The organism is Clostridium putrefaciens, from assembly GCF_900461105.1.
GTDB lineage: Bacteria > Bacillota > Clostridia > Clostridiales > Clostridiaceae > Clostridium_L > Clostridium_L putrefaciens.
Window position 1 is genome coordinate 2,296,772 of the sequence record NZ_UFWZ01000001.1, and the last position, 14,871, is coordinate 2,311,642.

The 14,871-nt window shown below is 29.0% G+C and carries 16 protein-coding genes, 1 tRNA gene and 1 other RNA gene; 1 reads left to right on the forward strand and 17 read right to left on the reverse strand.

All coding sequences use genetic code 11. The annotated features are described in order from the left end of the window. Positions 1-29: 29 nt before the first annotated feature. The 9 genes from DY168_RS10285 to DY168_RS10325 form a co-directional block, all read right to left on the reverse strand. Complete coding sequence (locus tag DY168_RS10285; RefSeq protein WP_115641667.1) at positions 30-701, reverse strand: TVP38/TMEM64 family protein; 672 nt, start codon at positions 699-701, stop codon at positions 30-32. 128 nt (positions 702-829) lie between these two features. Next, on the reverse strand, positions 830-1,732 hold the full coding sequence (locus DY168_RS10290) for an FUSC family protein (RefSeq protein ID WP_115641668.1): 903 nt from the start codon (positions 1,730-1,732) through the stop codon (positions 830-832). 25 nt (positions 1,733-1,757) lie between these two features. Then, positions 1,758-2,594 (reverse strand): sulfurtransferase, encoded by an 837-nt coding sequence (locus tag DY168_RS10295; protein ID WP_115641669.1) that lies wholly within the window; start codon positions 2,592-2,594, stop codon positions 1,758-1,760. A 202-nt stretch (positions 2,595-2,796) separates the two neighbouring features. Next, positions 2,797-3,333 (reverse strand): peroxiredoxin, encoded by a 537-nt coding sequence (locus DY168_RS10300; protein WP_115641670.1) that lies wholly within the window; start codon positions 3,331-3,333, stop codon positions 2,797-2,799. A 55-nt stretch (positions 3,334-3,388) separates the two neighbouring features. Beyond that, entirely contained in the window at positions 3,389-3,616 is a 228-nt protein-coding gene (locus DY168_RS10305) for a glutaredoxin family protein (RefSeq protein WP_115641671.1), read from the reverse strand. Beyond that, on the reverse strand, positions 3,609-4,556 hold the full coding sequence (locus DY168_RS10310) for an NAD(P)/FAD-dependent oxidoreductase (RefSeq protein ID WP_115641672.1): 948 nt from the start codon (positions 4,554-4,556) through the stop codon (positions 3,609-3,611). The genes DY168_RS10305 and DY168_RS10310 overlap by 8 nt, the downstream gene beginning before the upstream one ends. 233 nt (positions 4,557-4,789) lie before the next feature. Further along, positions 4,790-5,242, reverse strand: coding sequence for a peptide-methionine (R)-S-oxide reductase MsrB (msrB, locus tag DY168_RS10315; protein WP_115641673.1), 453 nt, complete (start codon positions 5,240-5,242; stop codon positions 4,790-4,792). A 121-nt stretch (positions 5,243-5,363) separates the two neighbouring features. Next, a non-coding RNA gene (gene ssrS, locus DY168_RS10320) (6S RNA) lies at positions 5,364-5,561 on the reverse strand. 64 nt (positions 5,562-5,625) lie between these two features. Next, entirely contained in the window at positions 5,626-6,225 is a 600-nt protein-coding gene (locus tag DY168_RS10325; RefSeq protein ID WP_115641674.1) for a DUF1836 domain-containing protein, read from the reverse strand. Between the two features lie 250 nt (positions 6,226-6,475). On the opposite strand from DY168_RS10325, the gene trhA reads away from it, so the two are divergent. Beyond that, the gene (gene trhA / locus DY168_RS10330; protein ID WP_115641675.1) at positions 6,476-7,123 is read left to right on the forward strand and encodes a PAQR family membrane homeostasis protein TrhA; all 648 of its coding nucleotides are present in this window, start codon (positions 6,476-6,478) and stop codon (positions 7,121-7,123) included. A gap of 135 nt (positions 7,124-7,258) precedes the next feature. On the opposite strand, the gene DY168_RS10335 is transcribed toward trhA, so the two are convergent. The 8 genes from DY168_RS10335 to polA form a co-directional block, all read right to left on the reverse strand. Next, positions 7,259-7,340: transfer RNA gene (locus DY168_RS10335), tRNA-Leu, on the reverse strand. Between the two features lie 170 nt (positions 7,341-7,510). Beyond that, entirely contained in the window at positions 7,511-8,305 is a 795-nt protein-coding gene (locus DY168_RS10340; protein WP_115641676.1) for an ABC transporter ATP-binding protein, read from the reverse strand. Beyond that, a complete protein-coding gene (locus DY168_RS10345; RefSeq protein ID WP_115641677.1) occupies positions 8,298-9,176 on the reverse strand; it encodes an ABC transporter permease in 879 nt (292 codons plus the stop codon). Before DY168_RS10345 ends, DY168_RS10340 begins: the two co-directional genes overlap by 8 nt. A gap of 1 nt (position 9,177) precedes the next feature. Beyond that, a complete protein-coding gene (locus DY168_RS10350) occupies positions 9,178-10,179 on the reverse strand; it encodes an ABC transporter substrate-binding protein (RefSeq protein WP_115641678.1) in 1,002 nt (333 codons plus the stop codon). 346 nt (positions 10,180-10,525) lie between these two features. Next, entirely contained in the window at positions 10,526-10,945 is a 420-nt protein-coding gene (locus tag DY168_RS10355) for a HutP family protein (protein ID WP_115641679.1), read from the reverse strand. A gap of 29 nt (positions 10,946-10,974) precedes the next feature. Continuing rightward, on the reverse strand, positions 10,975-11,526 hold the full coding sequence (locus tag DY168_RS10360) for a lytic transglycosylase domain-containing protein (protein WP_172556322.1): 552 nt from the start codon (positions 11,524-11,526) through the stop codon (positions 10,975-10,977). Positions 11,527-11,542: 16 nt separating this feature from the next. After that, positions 11,543-12,145, reverse strand: a complete 603-nt coding sequence (gene coaE, locus DY168_RS10365) for a dephospho-CoA kinase (RefSeq protein WP_115641680.1) — start codon at positions 12,143-12,145, stop codon at positions 11,543-11,545. 64 nt (positions 12,146-12,209) lie between these two features. Beyond that, on the reverse strand, positions 12,210-14,840 hold the full coding sequence (polA, locus tag DY168_RS10370) for a DNA polymerase I (RefSeq protein WP_172556323.1): 2,631 nt from the start codon (positions 14,838-14,840) through the stop codon (positions 12,210-12,212). Positions 14,841-14,871: the final 31 nt, after the last annotated feature.

Sequence of the window (14,871 nt, forward strand, 5' to 3'; positions counted from 1 at the left end):
AAAATTTTCTAAATAACATATCATAAAACTTATTTCTTTTCAGATAGATTATCTGTTTTTTTACTTTTATTAAACGCTAACGTAGATAATACGGTAGCTGATAACACTATTAAAGAAGGTACTATAAACTTAGCTGAGAGTGGATTTAATATGTTTTCTCCCATATATGAATAGCATATAGTCTCTGGTATAACACCTAGCACGGATGCTAGTATAAATGATCTATATGTTATTTTTGTAAGTCCACTAGTATAGCTTAATGGATCGTAGGGTAGCACTGGTGGAAGTCTTAAAAGAAATAACACCTTGAATCCATCCTTTTCCATATTATTGTTAAAATTCAACGCTCGTCCTTTTAATATCTTGTCCACAAAATCTTTTCCTAAAAATCTTGAAAGATAAAAAGCTAGTGTGCCAGATAAGAAAAAGCCAATCATATTCACTACAAACCCTTTAACAGGACCAAACACTATCCCAGCTGCAATAGAAAACATTGCTGAAGGTACTATTAATACTAATGGTTTTAAAGCAAATATTAATATAAAACAAACAAATGCATATTTTCCATAACTTCTAACATAAGCAATGAAATTTCCGAGGGAAATAAATTGTCTTAGTCTACCTCTATTAATAAACATAAAGATTAAAAAAACCACTATAAACAAGCTTATAATTAAACGCTCTCTATTTTTTTTATTCATATAAATTCTACCTCTTTATTTTTAAATTTCTTTATTATCTTATCACATTATCACAAAGAAACACAAATATATATTATTATATTTAAATTATTAATTTAAGTGAATAATTAAGTCTATTATTAACATTTTCATATTCTTATAGGATTACTTTGTATGTTTTTTAATATATTGCATATCTTATTAACATTATAATTATATACTATATTTTCTTCCTCTATAACAAATGTTTTTTCTAAAAACTTAATATCCTTTAATTCTATTTCATAGGTAGAATTGAAAATTTCTTCATATGTTTTTCTATTATCATTATTTAGTATTAATAAATCTTCTTGCATAGTACCCATCATTTCAAAATAAATATATAATCTTCTAGTATCTTTCATAAATTCTTTATAATCATCTATTAGTTCTAACCCTTCAGTTTTAGAGAAGAACTCCTCATCATGCATCTTTATGCTCCTATCTAAAGCATCTATATAGTGTTTAAACTCATCTAAATTAAACTTAGTAGGATTTAATATGGCACTTTTACATAAATTAAATAGTTCATCTTTTAAACTTTTATAAGACATAACTACATTTTCATGTATCTTAGGTGGGGCAATAGTATAGTTAACTACTAAAGATACAACTATACCTATTACAGTATCCAATGTCCTATATATACTGTACTCTAAAGGACTTCTTCCATTTAAGCTTATAAATATAACACAAAATACAGTACAAGATATTGCAATGGATTTGTCCCACTTAAAGTAGTTGCATATAGTAATTATTATAACTATTCCAATACCTACAAGAAGTATATTGCCTGGAGCTATGAGAGACATTACAAGCCCTACAATAGCTCCTACAATAGTTCCTTTTATCCTATTTACCCCTGACTTATATGAGTTAGACACAGTACTGCCCATAGTTATAATAGCTGCAATGCAGGCATAGAGTGCATTGTTTATTGGAAATATTCTAGAAATAAGAATGCATATAGAAACCGCTAAGGCAGTTTTTATAGTTCTCATACCTATTTTCATAGGTTACCACCGCCATTAATTTTTATTATCTTTCTTCTCCCATTACAATAGGATTTTCGTCATAGCTTATCCAATCGCTCCAACTACCGCTATAAAGTTTAACTTTAATTCCCATTTCATCTAAAATCATTACGCTTACACTTCCAGTAATTCCAGATCCACAGTGCACTATTATAGCTTCTTTTTCCTCTAAGCCCTTTAATAATTCCTTTAACTCTTCTTTAGGCTTAACCTTTAAATCATTAAAATTATCTTTCCAAAAATAGTTTTTAGCCCCTGGAATATGTCCTGCCTTTTTATCTATTGGTTCAACATCCCCTAAGTACCTTTCTTCTTCCCTAACATCCATTATAAAAATGGTATCGAGATTGTCTTTTACATATTGCATGTCACAGTACATATCATCTTTTATATTTAAAGATAATGTTCCTACTCTTCTATCATCATTAATAGTTTCTTCTTGTTCTAATGGAAGGTTTCTATCTTTCCACGCATTTATACCTTCTTCTATTATATATACATTTTCTTTTCCTATATACTTAAATAGCCACCAAAGCCTAGATGCCGCAGCTAAATCTCCATCATCATATATAATAACATCTATATCATCATCTATAAACTTTTTATTCATATCTTTTGTGAAGTTTTTTAAATTTGGAAGAGGGTGTCTTCCTCCATGTTCTTTGACTTCTCCTGTTAACTCAGTTTCTAAATCTACATATATAGCTCCCTTTATATGTCCTTCATAAAATGCATTTTTACCATATTCTTTATCACTTAAATTAAATCTACAGTCTAAAAGTACAAATTCTTTATCATCCTTTATGTTTAAGAAGTCCTCAATTTTCATTAAATTTTTCATAGTGCGCCTCCCTCTTTTTATTAAAATACTTTATAATATTATATCATAACCATAATATATAAAAAAGGGATATACAAATGCTTACATCTACACATTTACACCTCTTTATAGTTACTATGATCCTTAATATATTATTCCCTAAAAAGCCTTCAAATATGTTATTTGAAGGCTTTCAATATATTTATTAAATTTTTGAGAAGTCTTAAAGTAAAGATTCTCCCTCTTCCCAGTTAGCTGGACACATTCCACCAGTTTGAAGTGCTTTTAACACTCTAATTGTCTCATCTACATTTCTTCCTACATTTAAATCATGAACTACTTGATATTTCACTTCTCCATCTGGATCTATTATAAATAGACCTCTTAATGAAATAGCCTCTTCTTCTACGAATACTCCATAATCTTTAGCTACTCCATATCTTTTATCAGAAGCCATTGGGAAGTTAATTTGTCCAAGTCCTCCATTAGCTTTATCTTGTTTTATCCAAGCTTGGTGAGAATATTCACTATCACAACTTACTGTTAAAACTTCTGCTCCAAGTTTCTTGAAATCTTCAATTCTATCACTAAAAGCTGTTATTTCTGTTGGGCATACAAAAGTGAAATCTAGTGGATAGAAGAACATAACTAACCATTTCCCCTTGTAATCCTCTGATTTGATTTCTAAAAAGTCACTTCCGTCACCCTTAACTGCATTCATTTTAAAACAAGGTGCTGGTTTACCTACTAATCTTTCCATTATAAAATCCTCCTCTAATATGTTTATTTATTTATTTATTTATTTATTTATTTATTTATTTATTTAAAGCAGCATCTACTGCATACTTATTAAACCCTAGTATTATTTCTCCATTTATTTCAAGTACAGGCACTGATTGTTGACCTGACTTTTCTATCATTTCTTGTCTTTTTTCTTTATCTTCTCCTACATTGATATCTTCATACTCAACACTTTTCATATCAAAATAGCTTTTTGCCTTTTTACAATAAGGACAATTTGGAGTAGTGTATATTTTAACCATTACTTTTCCTCCTTTTGTTTACTATATATCTTTCAGCCATAAGAGCTGCAACTGTACCATCTGCATTAGCTGTTGTAAGTTGCCTAAATAGCTTTTCTCTTACATCTCCTGCAACGAAAACTCCTTCTACATTTGTAGTTGTAGTTTCTCCTGCTTTTATATAGCCCCATTTATTTATATCAATTTGATCTTCAAACATCTTTGTCTTTGGTATCATTCCAATATAAACAAAAATGCCATCTGCTTTAATTTTGCTTGTTTCTTTAGTTTTTAAATTTTCTACTAATACTTCTTCTAATTTACCTTCACCATAAGCATGCCTTATTTCAGAGTCCCAAACCATAGTTACCTTTGGATTGTTTAATACCTCTTCTTGTAAGCTCTTTTCTGATTGTAGATTGTCAAATTGATGAACTATAGTTATAGTTTTAGCATATCTTGATAAAAATATTGCACCTTCTATTGCGGAATTTCCTCCACCCACAACTATAATATCTTTGTCTTCATACATTTCTCCATCACATAGCTCACAGTGGTGAATTCCATTTCCATGGTATGTTGCTTCTTCTTTTATAGGTAGCGGTCTATACTGAGATCCTGTAGCAATTATTACTGTTTCTGCTTTATAAATAAAGCTATCAGTTTCTATAATCTTTTCATTATCTTTAAGACTCACCCTTACTATGTTATCAAATTCATCTATAGTAGCACCTGCACTTAATGCTTGTTCATAAAACTTATCTACAAGTTCTTGACCACTTATAATTTTAAAGCCAGGATAATTTTCAACAGAATATGTAGATCTTATTTGGCCTCCTACAAGCTCATCTTCAAGTACTATAAAGTTTAGTTTCATTCTGGCCGCATATATTGCAGCTGTAAGTCCTGCTGGTCCTGATCCTATTATAACTAAGTCTATATACTTTTCTTCTTTATTCACCTGCAACACCACTTTACTTTTATTATTGTAATTACTATTATATAATAATAGTTATTATTTATTATATATTTATAATAGTCTATCTTTATTATTTTGTCAAGGCTTTCAACTGTAGATTCTTAATACTTATATATATTTAGTATTAGCATTTTTTCTATAATTAATTAAACTTTTTTTAGAAAAATAAATAAAGCTAAATTTCAAAGGTAATCTTTAAAATTTAGCTTTATTTATTAATATTTAAACAACTTTAAGTATTCTTCATAACCTTCTCTTTTAAGCTCAGTCCTTGGAATGAATCTTAAAGCTGCACTATTTATACAATATCTAAGACCACCTTTTTCTATTGGTCCATCTGTAAACACGTGACCTAAGTGTGAATTTGCCTCTTTGCTTCTTACTTCAATTCGATTCATACCGTGACTTAAATCTTTTTCTTCCTTTACGTAACCTTCCTCTAACGGTTTTGAAAAGCTAGGCCAGCCACAACTAGAATTAAATTTATCAAAGGAGGTAAAAAGAGGTTCTCCTGAAACTATGTCTACATATATGCCTTCATCTTCATGATCAAAAAACTTGTTTTTAAATGGTGTTTCTGTTCCATTTTCTTGTGTTACTTTATATTCTATAGAAGATAGTCCTTTTAAAATATCATCTTTATCATCTTTTAAAAATTTATTCGCCATAAACCATTCTCCTTTTATCTGTGTATTTTAGATATCATTCTTTAATATATATATATATATATATTTTAATATTAAAAAAAGAGGTTTAAAAACCTCTTCTTGCTTATAACTTCATTTGTATTAATAATCCAAAATACCGTTGCCCTAATTTTGACACCTATCTATCCGATAGGTGGGTGTCTTCAATATTGTTTCAAAAACTTTGCCTAGGTGAATGTCATACATTAGGGCTTATAAGTTAAATTCGCAATTATATTTTAAACTCCCATTTTAATAATGTAGGTTCAAAATAAGAGCTTCACAAATACCTCAGATTTATCTTGATTTAAATATATCACTTATGAACATTTCAGTCAATAGTCTTTTTTATATTCACCTTTTCTTTATTCTTCTTGCATTCCCATAACATTATCATCTATAAGCTTTTCTGCTAATTTTTTATACATATTGGAAGTATTTATTAGCGAAATTATCATGAATAAAGATGTAATATAATCGCTATCCTTTTCCTCAAAATTACTTTTTACTATATTAGAACTTATTATTTCTAATTTTTTATATAAATCTTCATTTAATAAAAGTGTTTCTTCCACCTTTATATTTAAAAATATATCATAGAACTCTTCAATAGGTATACTTTCTTTTTTCTTTTCTAACTTTTCAATTAATGGCGTTAATGTCTTTTTAATATCTCCTATTGCCAAGCTTTGCTTTAAATTATATATTAACACTAGCAAAATTATATGTTCTCTACTATACTTTTTATTTTTAACGCCCATTAAAAGTTTGTCTTTTACATAATTATTTATCATAGTTTTAGTTAAAATCTTATCTTTTTCATTTCTTTTATATCCCTTAAGACTATTTTCAAATATACTAATAACTTGATCCATATAAAGATCTATTGATGGTATATCTTGAAATTTAACCTCCTGTTCAAAGTTCATACTGTTAAGTAATTTATCCAAACTTTCTTTATCCAAAACTCTACTCCAATCTATGAAAACTACATAGTTTAAATATAAAAACCATTTGAATTCATATTCATGCTTTATATTTTATATGTTATTAGTATTTTGTATAAAATGCAAGTTATATATAGTTTTAATATTTTTATTTATAAATACATCATTTTACTTTACATTAGTATATAATCAGTTGTATAATATCTATATAGCATTACATAGTTTTCATAACTAAGTATACTAGTATTGATTATAAGGAGTGGTGTGATTGGATAAAAGTTTTAAAGATCCTATAAGTGGTTTTACCCACCTATTTGGTGCAGTAATTTCTTTATTTGCATTAATTGCAATGGTTATCAAGTATGCAACTGGAGGGTATTTAAACAATCTTGTGTTGGCTTCCTCAATAATCTTTGGATTAAGTCTTATTTTACTATATACTGCAAGCTCAGTATACCACCTCGTAATAACTTCAGATGGTGTTACAAAGGTTTTGAGAAAGCTTGATCATTCTATGATATTTATTTTAATAGCTGGAAGTTACACTCCTATATGTTTAATATCCCTTCAAGGATATTGGAGATGGGGGATCTTTATAGCAATTTGGTCTTTAGCTATACTTGGAGTTTTATTAAAGGTGTTTTGGTTTAATAGTCCTAGAATACTATCTACATCCTTTTATATCTTTATGGGTTGGGTTTTAGTAGCCGCACTTAAGCCTTTATCTAAGGTGCTCCCTATCGCAGGGTTTGTATGGTTATTTGTGGGTGGAGTATTTTACACTATAGGTGGCGTTATCTATGCTGTAAAGGCTCCTAATATATCTAAAAGGTTCAGTTTTCATGAACTATTTCACATATTTGTTTTACTTGGAAGCTTTAGTCACTTTTTATTAGTATATAAATATATAATGTGACTTAATTATTATATTACCAAAACCAAAAATCCCAATACATCAATTGGTGATCATTCCAACTTAACGTATTGAGACTTTTAATAAATTTAAAACCGTAAGTATTATCAAAATATCGATAGTACTTACGGTTTATTTTGGTGCGAAAGACGGGACTTGAACCCGTACAGTTTCCCACACGCACCTCAAGCGTGCGCGTCTGCCATTCCGCCACTCTCGCACATTCATTTACTTATCATATTATATCAGTATTAATTAATATAATCAATAATATATTAAAAACATTATTGATTATATTAAAAATTAAATATACTTGAAATCTTACTATATAGTTCATCTAATTTTCAACCTAATTGAACGCAATTCCTTTATTCTCTTAGGTGGTGTAGTTCAAGATAGAAGCATAGTATCACTTAACTCATTACTAGAAGCCACATTTTTAAATTCTTCTATAAGATCACTTACCTTAAGTTTTGACTTAAAATCTTCTTCTAAGTCTTTTACTATAGCCCCTTTATGCATTAATATTAGCCTATTTCCAAAGGTTATTGCATGACTTAAATTATGAGTTACCATAATAGTTGTAATTCCCTTAGTTTTAACTATGTTTTCAGTAATATTTATTATATTTTCTGAAGTATTAGGATCTAATGCCGCTGTATGTTCATCTAATAAAAGCACATCAGGACTCACCATAGTTGCCATTAATAGTGATAGTGCCTGCCTTTGTCCCCCTGAAAGGCTTCCAACCTTTGTATGAAGCTTATTTTCAAGGCCCATATTTAATATAGAAAGTTCATCTTTAAAGTATCTTTCTGTATCTTTTTTTATGCAAAATTTAAGACCAAATCTCTTGCCTTTATTATTACATATAGATAAATTCTCCATTATGCTCATGGAAGGTGATGTACCCTTAGCTGGGTCTTGGTAAACCCTACCTATAAGTTTAGATCTTTTATAATTTTCATAATGGGTTATATTTTCTTCATTTAAGCTTATTATCCCCTTATCTGCTATTATATTTCCTGAAATCAAATTCAATAAAGTAGATTTACCTGCACCATTACTCCCAACTACTGATACGAAGTCTCCTTTTTTTATATCTATATTAAAATCTTCAAATATACTGATTTCATTTATGGTTCCTTTATTAAAACTTTTACTTATAGACTTTAAACTAAGCATTTTTTTCTCCTCCTACTAGTATAAGCCCCTTAATATTTTTAAACATACTCATACCCTTATTATTTATACTTATTGCTATTACTACTATAACTGCTGTTATAAGCTTTAAATCTGTTGGTGGTAGTCCCATCTTAAGTACTAATCCAATGCTTAATTTATACATTATTGATCCAACTATTACCTTAGTTGTAGCTGTTATCTTACTTTCCTTTTTAATAAATGATTGTCCCATTATTATAGAAGCTAAAGCCATAATTACAGTTCCATTTCCCATAGAAATATCTGAAAATCTTTGATATTGTGCCATTATTCCTCCTGAAAATGCAACTATACCATTGGATATCATAAGAGCTAATATCCTTACTTTAGAACCATTTATTCCAAGGGAAGTTATTAAAGCTTCATTATCTCCAGCACCTTTTATTGCATATCCTATATGTGTTTTAAAAAATAAATCTAATATAATCTTAGTAATTATTACAAATACCGTAATTATTATTAGTGGACTTTTACCTAAAAATATGTTTATATTGTTAAATATAGCTACGTTTGCCTTTCCCATTATCCTTAAATTTATTGAGTATAATCCTATCATTACAAGTATTCCGGATAAAAGATTAGTTATCTTTAGTCTTTCATGAAGTAACCCTGTAACAAGTCCCGCTAAAGCTCCCGCTATGATTGAAACTATAAGTGTTACAAATGGATTTATACCTTTAAATATCATAATAGTTGATACTGAAGCTCCTAATGTGAAGGTACCATCTACCGAAAGATCTGGAAAGTCTAGTATAGTATAAGTTATATAAACTCCTAACGCTGCTATACCAAATATAAATCCTTGTTCTAAAATGCTAATTAAAAATTCCATATTATTGTACCTCCCCCACTATAATTGCTTTATCTAATATATCTTTTGGTATATCTATATTAAGCTTCTTACATACTTGTCTATTTATAACTATTTGAGTATCTTTAAGTTCCTCTACCTTCATAGTCTCTATATCTTTTCCTTCTAAAACCTCTGCTGCCATAACTCCAGATTGGAATCCTAAATTATAATAGCTTATACCATCTGTAGCTAAAGCTCCAGACTTTACATGGGCCTCTTCTGCTCCAAATATGGGCTTATTCTTACTAGAAAATTTTGAATAAATAAGTGGCATTGAAGATGCTACAAGGTTGTCTGTTGGTATATACAAAGCATCTACAGTGTTTACTATAGAATCTAACACCTGCGATAGCTCATTTGTATTATTTATTCCAGCTGAAACTATTTCCAAATCATACTTTGGTGCTATATCCTTCATATTCCTTATTTGAACCTCTGAATTAAGTTCACTTGTATTATATATAACTCCTACCTTCTTAGCCTTTGGAATTATTTTTTTTAAAAGTTCAAGTTGCTTTGAAATAGGAACCAAATCAGATGTTCCTGCGACATTATTATTCATATCTTCTTTTGATTTCACTATTCCAGAAGAAACTATATCAGTTATGGCTGTAACTATAATAGGTGTTGTTTTTGTGTTATTATAAACTGTTTGCGCCGAAGGTGTTCCTATTGCAAAGATAATATCCTTTTTTAAAGCTCCAAATCTTTGAGCTATCATTTGTGATGTAGCAATATCACCTTGTGAATTTTGTATTTCTATATCTATATTTTCTCCACTTACAAAACCTTTAGAATTCAATCCTTCAATAAAACCTTCCCTTGAAATATCTAATGCAGGATGTTCTGCTATTTGTGATATACCTATTTTATATTTTATTGTGCTACTCTCTAATTTTACAGGTTTAATTAATCTTCCTATAAATATTACTAATATTGAAATAATTAAAATTAAAAATACATTTGACTTTTTTACTACCATACTACCATTCTCCTTTTTTTCATATTATCTTATATTAAAAAAAGCCTCTCCAAAAGGAGAGGCTTAATAAGCACAAAATATTTTAACACAAAAAATACCTTACTCTATTAAGATAAAAGTTTTCTCCTACTATTCTACCGTTCTACATTACTTTTATTTTCACTATATTAATTTATTCTTAATTATTTCTATACTACTTAATTTACGACATTTTCCTATTGCATTGTTCCTACTACACTACTTAATTTATAATATCTTCCTACACGTTGTTCCTACTATACTACTAAAACACCTTTATTATATAAAATAATATTTTTTATGTCAAACCCTATTTATAAATTTTATGTTATAAACTAGGAATAGATCTATGACCAAGTCCTATAACTACTTCATTTAGATGTAACAAACCTATACTTAAGAATATGCATACACTTAAATGTTCACCAGATCTTGCAATGCCTATCTTTCCGCCTACATTAAGTCCGTTTGCCTTTGATGATATTTGAATTATAGCCTCTCTTGTAGCTCCTGCAACCGCACCCTCATGTACGTGACAATCCTTTATTATACCTGTTCTCTTAGATGCTACTAAAGCTCTTTCAATTATCTTAGGTATAGATGAAGTTATGTTCCCTCCGATATCTACTGCTACTGCTAATATTTCTTCTTTATTAAAGTCTTTTATAAGATTTCCCTCTTCACTTCTTGAGGATATGGCCATTTTTACTGAAGCCTTTGCTATATCAAGACTATTATATTCTCTCATTAGTCTCCTCCTAATGTATTTTATGTATATTAATTATATATAAATTGATATATATTATAATTTACTTTAACCTTTTTTATATATTTATCAGTCTCTTTAAAAGGTATGTAACTTAAATTTTTACCATCTTTCGAATACCTTGTATCTTTGAGCCACTTTTGCACATGGCCTCTACCACCATTGTAAGAAGCTAAAACTAAATCTATATCTCCATTAAATTCTTCTTTTAGATTATCTAGATACCAGCATCCCATTTTTATATTAAATTCAGGATCTTTCAAGCTTTCTACATTAAAATCTTTTATATCCATCTTTTCAGCTGCCCACTTTGAAGTATCTTCCGTTATTTGCATAAGTCCTACCGCATCTTTATCAGATCTTGCTTCTTTTCTAAACCCACTTTCTGTCTTTATAATTGCAGCAACCATAAGAGGATCTAAGCTATATTCCTCACTATAACGTTCTATAAAGTTTCTATACTTATATGGATAAATGAAATTTTTTATTGTATAAAAAAAACTGATTAAAATTATAAAAATCATAATTATACTGTATGCAATCTTAAAACTCTTATTTTTCATACTCCCCCCTAGCATATTAATTATTTAGCATTTTAATTAAACTTATCAATTCGTCTACCTCTTCTTTTGTAGATTTTATACTATCACTATTATCAATAATAAAATCTGAATCCTTCTTTTTATTTTGCAAATTCATTTGAGAATTTATTCTATCCATAGCTTCTTCTCTTGTAAAGTTATTTCTGTCCATTAACCTTTTTATTTGTTCCTTGCTATTTGTCCACACTAAGATTATATAATCCACATAATCTTGCATATTATTTTCTATAAGTGTAGGTGCGTCTAAAATCACTACTTTTTCACCTTGTTTTTCATATTCCTTAAAAAGTTCTATAATTCTATCTTTTATTAAAGGTATTATAATATTCTCGTATTTTATTCTTTCTTTACTATATTTAAATATATAATTTCCAAACTCTCTTCGTTTTAGGGCACCATCTTCATTAAAAAATGTTTCACTAAAGGTACGCTTTAGTTCTTCTGTAAGTGAAGGATATAGCGTAAATACTTCCTTTGATACAATATCTGCATCAATAAAAGCAAATCCTTCATCTTTCATCATAGATGATACAGTACTTTTTCCCGTTGCTATGCCCCCTGTAAGTCCTATCTTTAACATGATGGTGCCTCCTTTAATATTGTTTATTGCCTAAATCACCAGTTACTTTTAAATTATATATTACTTATTTTGCTTCATACCATGTTTTACCTACATTTATATCTACTTCTAATTTTACGGAAAGGTCTAATACTTCTTCCATTTCTCTTTTTACTAAATTTTTAACCTCTTCTAATTCATCATTATAAACATTTAATATAAGTTCGTCATGAACTTGAAGTATTAGTGTACTTTTCATATTTCTTTTATATAATTCTTTTTGTACATTTACCATAGCAAGTTTTATTATATCTGCTGCTGTCCCCTGTATAGGTGCATTCATAGCAAGTCTTTCTCCTGATGCTCTAACTATCATGTTAGATGCATTTGCTTCTGGTATATACCTTCTTCTATTTAAAAGAGTGGTAACATACCCATCCTTTTTAGCCGTAATAACTATATCTTCCATGTACTTTTTAACCTTAGGATATCTTTCAAAATAAGCATCCATATACTGCTTTGCTTCTTTTTTTGAAATTTTTAAATCCTTTGATAAGCTAAAATCACTTATTCCATATACTATACCAAAGTTTACTGCTTTAGCTCTACCTCTTAAAAGAGATGTTACCTCTTCCATAGGGGTATTAAATACTTCTGATGCCGTCTTTGTATGTATATCACTATGCTCATTAAATGCAGAAATCAAATTTTCATCTTCTGAAATATGAGCAAGTACTCTAAGTTCTATTTGTGAATAGTCTGCAGATAATATAACAGAGTCTTCACTCTCAGATACAAATACCTTCCTTATTTCTCTACCCATCTCGTACTTTATAGGTATATTTTGAAGGTTAGGTTCTGTACTAGATAGCCTCCCCGTTGTAGTAACTGTTTGATTAAAGCTTGAATGTATTTTATCGTCGCTGTCAATTACTGATTTTAATCCTTCTACATAGGTTGAATATATCTTAGCTAATTGCCTATGATAAGTTACTTTATTAATAATAGGATGTTTTTCTGATAAAGCTTCTAAAACCTCCGCGTTAGTTGAATACCCCGTTTTTGTCCTTTTTATAACCGGTAAATCTAACTTTTCAAAAAGTATCTTGCCTAACTGTTTTGGTGAATTTATATTAAACTCTTCCTCTGAAAACTTATATATTTCCTTTTGAACCTTATCTAATTCTAATTTAAATCTTTCACCTAAGTTATCTAACATATCTCTATTTATTCTAAAGCCTTCTTCTTCCATATAAGATAAAACCTTAGTTAAAGGAAGTTCCATTTCATATAAAAGGCTTTCCATATTAAATTCTTCTATCTTTGCTTTAAGCACCTCATAAAGTTCTACCATAAGTCTATTTTCATGAGCTTTTAGTCCTTCGCCTTCACCTTTTACTTCTCTACCTAGATATTCATTTATAAGTTCTTGCAGACTTTGTTGTCCTTTTGTTGAATCTATAATATAATTTGCAATTTTAACATCAAAGATTATACCTTCTAGTGTTATCCCTATTTTCCTAAAGGAAGTATATGCATTTTTAGCATCATAACAAATCTTTTTTATATTATTATCTTCCATAAATTCTTTTAGAACTAAAATTGTATTTTCTCTGTCCTTTTCTAAAAGCTTACTAAGCTTTATAACAAAATCCTTATCTTCAAAGTCTATGTATATACTTTCTATTTCTATATTTGAGTATAATTCTTGACCTATTATATCAAAGCTCATATATAAAGCCTTATTTTCCTTTAAACCTTTTATATTACTTTTTAAGTCTTTAAGATCCTCTATCTCCTCAATTACATCATATTCATCAAAAGGAGTTTCATGTTGATCTTCTTCGTTTTTAGGAAGTCTATCTATTAATGTTTTAAATTGAAGCTTAAAAAATAGCTTTTTCAAGGCTAAAACATCATATTTTTCTTTAGATTTTATGGAATCTAAATCCATTTCTATTGGTACATCTGTTTTTATTGTAGCAAGCTTTTTGCTGAATAATGCTTGCTCACTGTATTCATATAAGTTTTCTTTAACTTTTTTACCCTTTATCTCTTCTATATTTTGTAGCACTGTCTCTACACTACCGTAAGTTTGTATAAGCTTGTAGGCTGTTTTTTCTCCTATGCCAGGAACCCCTGGTATATTGTCAGATTTATCCCCCATAAGTCCCTTTACATCTATAAACTGTGTAGGTGTTACCCCAAAATCTTCTATCATTCTATCTTTATCATATATTTCTTTCTCTGTTATACCTTTTTTAGTTATTATAACTTTTACATTGTCTGTTGCTAGTTGAAGAGCATCTCTATCTCCTGTAACTATATAAACTTCAATGCCTTTGCTTTCAGCATAAACAGCAAGTGTTCCTATAAGATCATCTGCCTCAAACCCATCTATCTCCATAATATCTATGGCCATAAGAGAAAGTAGCTCTTTTATCAAAGGGAACTGTTCAAAAAGTTCTGGTGGCATACTCTTTCTTCCAGCCTTATATTCTTTATATTCTTTGTGTCTAAATGTAGGAGCCTTCCTATCAAAGGTAGCTACTACATAGTCTGCCTTTATTTCTTCTTGAATTTTAAATAGCATTGAGGTAAAACCAAATACCGCATTAGTATGAATTCCTTCACTGTTAGTAAGTGGAGGTAATGCATAAAAAGCTCTGTTCATAAGGCTATTGGAATCTAGTATTAGTAATTTCTCCATGTTCATCCTCCATCTTCATAATAGAATTTAATTTAGG